The organism is Massilia horti (genome assembly GCF_004614195.1).
Taxonomy (GTDB): domain Bacteria; phylum Pseudomonadota; class Gammaproteobacteria; order Burkholderiales; family Burkholderiaceae_D; genus Telluria; species Telluria horti.
The window spans coordinates 1-5,620 of record NZ_SPUM01000010.1 but is presented as its reverse complement, the minus strand read 5'-3'; the positions used below and the strand labels follow the sequence as shown (position 1 = coordinate 5,620).

7 protein-coding genes are annotated in these 5,620 nt (G+C 64.6%); 6 read left to right on the top strand and 1 reads right to left on the bottom strand.

What is annotated here, in order from left to right; all coding sequences use genetic code 11:
- The 3 genes from minC to minE all read left to right on the top strand — a co-directional run.
- On the top strand, nt 1–383 hold a 383-nt coding region (gene minC / locus E4O92_RS02015), incomplete at its 5' end, for a septum site-determining protein MinC (protein ID WP_135188077.1).
- Nucleotides 384–418: 35 nt separating this feature from the next.
- Nucleotides 419–1,234 (top strand): septum site-determining protein MinD, encoded by an 816-nt coding sequence (minD, locus tag E4O92_RS02010; RefSeq protein ID WP_135188076.1) that lies wholly within the window; start codon nt 419–421, stop codon nt 1,232–1,234.
- Nucleotide 1,235: 1 nt separating this feature from the next.
- Nucleotides 1,236–1,487: a cell division topological specificity factor MinE gene (gene minE / locus E4O92_RS02005; RefSeq protein ID WP_135188075.1), complete on the top strand. Its 252-nt coding sequence runs from the start codon at nt 1,236–1,238 to the stop codon at nt 1,485–1,487.
- A 101-nt stretch (nt 1,488–1,588) separates the two neighbouring features.
- Here the strand turns inward: minE and E4O92_RS02000 are convergent, their stop codons facing one another.
- Complete coding sequence (locus E4O92_RS02000) at nt 1,589–2,083, bottom strand: hypothetical protein (RefSeq protein WP_167759666.1); 495 nt, start codon at nt 2,081–2,083, stop codon at nt 1,589–1,591.
- A gap of 184 nt (nt 2,084–2,267) precedes the next feature.
- Here E4O92_RS02000 and E4O92_RS01995 point away from each other — a divergent pair, with 184 nt between their 5' ends.
- The 3 genes from E4O92_RS01995 to prfA all read left to right on the top strand — a co-directional run bounded on the left by E4O92_RS01995 (nt 2,268) and on the right by prfA (nt 5,463).
- Nucleotides 2,268–2,957, top strand: a complete 690-nt coding sequence (locus E4O92_RS01995) for a response regulator transcription factor (protein WP_135188074.1) — start codon at nt 2,268–2,270, stop codon at nt 2,955–2,957.
- Nucleotides 2,958–3,025: 68 nt separating this feature from the next.
- The gene (gene hemA / locus E4O92_RS01990) at nt 3,026–4,300 is read left to right on the top strand and encodes a glutamyl-tRNA reductase (protein WP_135188073.1); all 1,275 of its coding nucleotides are present in this window, start codon (nt 3,026–3,028) and stop codon (nt 4,298–4,300) included.
- Nucleotides 4,301–4,386: 86 nt separating this feature from the next.
- Nucleotides 4,387–5,463, top strand: a complete 1,077-nt coding sequence (prfA, locus tag E4O92_RS01985; RefSeq protein ID WP_135188072.1) for a peptide chain release factor 1 — start codon at nt 4,387–4,389, stop codon at nt 5,461–5,463.
- The last annotated feature ends 157 nt before the right edge of the window (nt 5,464–5,620 follow it).

Here is a 5,620-nt window from a genome sequence, read left to right as displayed (position 1 = left end):
CTCCCGCGCCGGCACCCGCTGCGGCCCCGGTCGCGGTGCCGGCCATGGTGGTTGACACGCCGGTGCGCGCCGGCCAGCGCATCTACGCGCGCGGCAGCGACCTGATCATTACGGCGGTCGTCAACAACGGCGCCGAGATCATCGCCGACGGCAGCATCCACGTGTACGCCCCGCTCAACGGGCGGGCGCTGGCGGGTGCCGCGGGCGATGCCGGGGCGCGCATCTTCGCGCTGTCGATGCAGCCCGAGCTGGTGTCGATTGCCGGCGTCTACCGCATGTTCGAGGATGGCTTCCCGGAAGAGTTGTCGCGCCAGCCGGCGCAAATCCGTTTGGTGGGTGACCGGATCGACATTTCGTCGCTCAGCCCGGCAATCCGCGCTTGAACCGAAACTGACCAGATACTGAAAAGGACCTATTTGTGGCACGAATTATTGTTGTAACGTCCGGTAAGGGCGGTGTGGGCAAGACCACCACGAGCGCGAGCTTCTCGACCGGCCTGGCGATGCGCGGGCACAAGACCGTCGTGATCGACTTCGACGTCGGCCTGCGCAACCTCGACCTGATCATGGGCTGCGAACGCCGCGTCGTCTACGACCTGATCAATGTGGTCAACAAGGAAGCCACGCTGAACCAGGCCCTGATCAAGGACAAGCACTGCGACAACCTGTACATCCTGCCGGCCTCGCAGACGCGCGACAAGGAAGCGCTGTCGGAGGAAGGCGTGGAGCGCGTGCTCAAGGACCTGGCCAAGATGGACTTCGAGTACATCATCTGCGATTCGCCGGCCGGCATCGAGCACGGTGCGCTGATGGCGCTGACCTTCGCCGACGACGCGCTGATCGTCACCAATCCGGAAGTGTCGTCGGTACGCGACTCGGACCGCATCCTGGGCATCCTGCAGGCCAAGTCGCGCCGCGCGCAGGAAGGCCTCGAACCGGTCAAGGAACACCTGTTGATCACCCGCTATTCGCCCAAGCGCGTCGAGCACGACGAGATGCTGTCCTACCAGGACGTGCAGGAAATCCTGCGCATCAAGCTGCTGGGCATCATTCCGGAATCGGAATCGGTGCTGCACGCCTCCAACCAGGGCAACCCGGCGATCCATTTCAAGGGCACGGACGTGGCCGAAGCCTACCAGGACGTGATTGCGCGCTTCCTCGGCCAGGAGGTGCCGCTGCGCTTCACCAACTACGAAAAGCCCGGACTGTGGCAGCGCATCTTTGGAGCGAAGTGACATGGCGCTGCTCTCATTCCTGTTTCCCTCAAAGCCGAAGAGCGCGACCCAGGCCAAGGAGCGCTTGCAAATCATCATCGCGCGCGAGCGCACTAACCGCGCCGGCCCGGACTTCCTGCCGGCCCTGCATCGCGAGCTGATCGAGGTGATCTCGAAGTACACCAAGGTCAACCCGGACGACATCAAGATCTCGCTCGACCGCCAGGGCAACCTGGAGGTGCTCGACGTGAACGTGGTGCTGCCGGACGCCTGAGCCGGCAAATATTTCGTAGGGTGCGCACCCCGTGCGCACGCGGACGCAAACTATCCGCAACCGTACCGCGTGCGCACAGGTGCGCACCCTACGCCTCTGCCCTACTGCTTCGCCACCTCCTGCGCCACCTTCACGCACGCCGCGACGTGCTGATACCCCATCTGCCTGAATAGCGCGAACCCGATTGCCGCCGAGGCAATCTGCCCGGCCAGCGGCACCACCCTCAGCACGCTTTTTGCCGTCAGCTTCACCCCCGCCTTGCGCAGCACCTTTAGCACCAGCTCCCGCGTCACCACCTTGCCGACCAGCATACCGCCGAGCGCCGCCGCCGCCTCGTACACCGCCACCCGCATGCGCGGATGCAGGCGCTCGATCTGCGCGGGGGTCAGGCCGAACGCCTGGTTGATTTCCTCCACCAGCAAGGCAAAGGTGGCCAGGTCCGACAGCATGCCAACCCCGGGCAGCGGCACCACTGCCACCCCGGCCGCGATGGCCGCCCGTTTTTGGACCAGGCGCAGGCACCGGCTGCGCACCTGCTCGATCGCCTCGCTTGTTGACGGCAACACAATCGATTCGGCGCTTGTTTGGTTCTTCATGTCCACTCGGATGCGTTGAATTTGCGGCCAGTCGCGTTTACTTTTACATTAAATGTGTCGCGTCTTAAACACAAATGTAAATTGTTAGTTCGGTTATAGCACCACATTGTGAAAGTCTGTTATATTCAAAGCACTTTGTAGGACTGATCCTACAAGCTTTCTTTCACGCAAAAAGCCCGCCACCATGAGAATAGCCGTCTTGGACAATGACCGGAGCCAGGCAGATCTGATCTGCCAGGTGCTCACTGGCGCCGGACACAGCTGCCTATCGTTCGACAACGGCAAGGAGCTTCTGGCTCACCTGCGCAAGGAAAGTGCCGACCTGCTGATCATGGATTGGCAAGTAAACGACCTGCCAGCGGCCGAGGTGCTGCGCCGCGCCAAGGAAAAAATGGCAGCCAATGCGCCGACGATGTTCCTGGCCGGCAGTTCGGCCGAGGATGACATCGTGGCCGGCGTCACCGCCGGCGCCGACGACTACCTGATCAAGCCGGTACGCCGCGGCGAGCTGGTGGCGCGCGTGTCGGCCGTTCTGCGCCGTGCCTATCCGTCGCAAAACGGCTCCGAACAGCTGCAATTCGGCCCCTATGTGTTCGAAACCCGCCCCGGCCGGCTGCTGATGGACGGCGAAGTCATCGATGTGACGCACAAGGAGTTCTACCTGGCGCTACTGTTTTTCCGCAACATCGGCCGTCCGCTGTCGCGCGCCTATATCCATGAGTCGGTCTGGGTACGCGAAACCGCGGTGCCGTCGCGCACCATGGACACCCACGTCTCGCGGGTGCGCAACAAGTTGCAATTGCGTCCGGAAAACGGCTTCCGCCTGGTGCCTGTATACAGCTACGGCTACCGGCTGGAAAAGCTGGGAATCTGAACTAGCCCAGGAGCACCCCTGAGAACATCAGGGTATAATCGCGGCACGCGCCTTCTTTTCCCCCAGAAATGCAACTGCTTGCCGTTGGCCTTAACCACACCACCGCACCGGTCTCGCTGCGCGAGCAGCTGGCGCTCGCGCCTGACCAGCTCGGCCAAGCGGTGCAGTCGGCGCGCGCCTGGTTTTCGCGCTTTAACGAGCGCGGCCAGGACGAAGCTGCCATCCTGTCCACCTGCAACCGCACCGAGATGTATGCGGCAAGCGGCGCACCCAATCCACTCGATGCTTCGGCCCAGTTCCTGGCGCACTACCACGCGCTGAACTACGCCGAACTGCGTCCGCACCTGTATCTGCTGCCACAGCACGACGCGGTACGCCACGCGTTCCGGGTCGCGTCGGGCCTGGATTCAATGGTGCTGGGCGAGCCGCAGATCCTGGGCCAGATGAAGGATGCCGTGCGCGCCGCGGAGCAGGCCGGGGGCCTGGGCACCTACCTGCACCAGCTGTTCCAGCGCAGCTTCGCGGTGGCCAAGGAAGTGCGCAGCACCACCGAGATCGGCGCGCACAGCGTGTCCATGGCCGCGGCTGCGGTGCGCTTGTCACAGCGGATTTTCGACCGCATCGCCGACCAGAACGTGCTGTTCATCGGCGCCGGCGAAATGATCGAGCTGTGCGCCACCCATTTCGCGGCCCAGCATCCGAAGTCGATCACGATCGCCAACCGCACGCTCGAGCGCGGCGAAGCGCTGGCCGCGCGCTTTAACGGCAAGGCGATCCGCCTGGCCGAGCTGCCGGAGCGGCTGGCGCAGTTCGACATCGTGGTCACCAGCACCGCCTCGACCCTGCCGCTGATCGGCCTGGGCCTGGTCGAGCGCGCGATCAAGGCGCGCCGCCGGCGGCCGATGTTCATGGTCGACCTGGCCGTGCCGCGCGATATCGAACCCGAAGTCGCGCGCCTGGACGACGTGTTCCTGTACAGCGTCGACGACCTGTCGCAAGTGGTGCAGACCGGTATCGAGAGCCGCCAGGCCGCCGTGGCGCAGGCCGAGGCGATCATCGAGACCCGCGTGCAGTCGTTCATGCACTGGGTGGGCGACCGCGCCATGGTGCCGGTCATCCGCGACCTGCACGAGTCGAGCGAGGCGCTGCGCATGGCGGAACTGGACCGCGCACGCAAGATGCTGGCCAAAGGCGAGGACGTCGACGCCGTGCTCGAAGCGCTGTCCAAAGGCCTGACGGCCAAATTCCTGCACGGGCCGCAGCAGGCGCTGCACCGTGCCGAGGGCGACGAGCGCGCCCGCCTGGCGGCCCTGCTGCCGCAGCTGTTCCGCGGCCGCCGTTAGCGGCCCTGACCCTGTTCGCGTGCGCGCCTCCCAGGTGCGTCCATCGCCGCTTTGCGCGGCGCCACAACAAATCTATCGATCACCGTATGAAACCATCCATGCTGGCCAAGCTGGACCAACTGGCCAACCGCCTTGTCGAACTGGACGAACTCCTGATGAGCGAGGGCGCCACGTCGAACATGGACAGCTACCGCAAGATGACCCGCGAGCATGCCGAGCTGCAGCCGCTGGTCGCGCTGTACAAGCAATACCAGGACGCGAACGGCGACATCGCCGCCGCGCAGGAGATGCTGCTCGATCCGGACATGAAGGAGTTCGCGCAGGAAGAGATCGACGACGCTAGAGCCCGGCTGGCGCAGCTCGACCTGGAGCTGCAGAAGATGCTGCTGCCGAAGGACGAAAACGACGAGCGCAACATCTTCCTGGAGATCCGCGCCGGCACCGGCGGCGACGAGTCGGCGCTGTTCGCCGGCGACCTGCTGCGCATGTACACCCGCTTTGCAGAGCGCAACCGCTGGCAGGTCGAGATGGTGTCGGAATCAAGCTCGGACCTGGGCGGCTACCGCGAGGTAATCGTGCGCATCGTCGGCCAGGGCGCCTACTCGAAACTCAAGTTCGAGTCCGGCGGCCACCGCGTGCAGCGGGTGCCGGCCACCGAAACCCAGGGCCGCATCCACACCTCTGCCTGCACAGTGGCGGTAATGCCGGAAGCGGACGAAGTCGAGGACGTGGACATCAACCCGGCCGACCTGCGCATCGACACCTACCGCGCCTCGGGTGCCGGCGGACAGCACATCAACAAGACCGATTCGGCGGTGCGCATCACCCACCTGCCCACCGGGATCGTGGTCGAGTGCCAGGACGACCGCAGCCAGCACAAGAACAAGGCGCAGGCCATGAAGGTGCTGGCCGCGCGCATCAAGGACGTGCAGCTGCGCGAACAGCAGTCGAAGGAAGCTGCCACGCGCAAGAGCCTGATCGGCTCGGGCGACCGCAGCGAGCGCATCCGCACCTACAACTTCCCCCAAGGGCGGCTGACCGATCACCGCATCAACCTGACGCTCTACAAGCTCGACATGATCATGGATGGGGACCTGAACGAACTGACCAACGCGCTGATGGCGGAGCACCAGGCCGAGCAGCTGGCGGCGCTGAGCGAATAATCCGCATGCCAACGACGCGTACAGGAGGCGTAGGGTGCGCACCTGTGCGCACGCGGTGCAAAGTGTGCGGAAGTTGCCATTGCCGCGGGCCGGGAAACGGTGACCGCGTGCGCACAGGTGCGCACCCTACGTGTATATCTCCCACGCCTATGGTGCC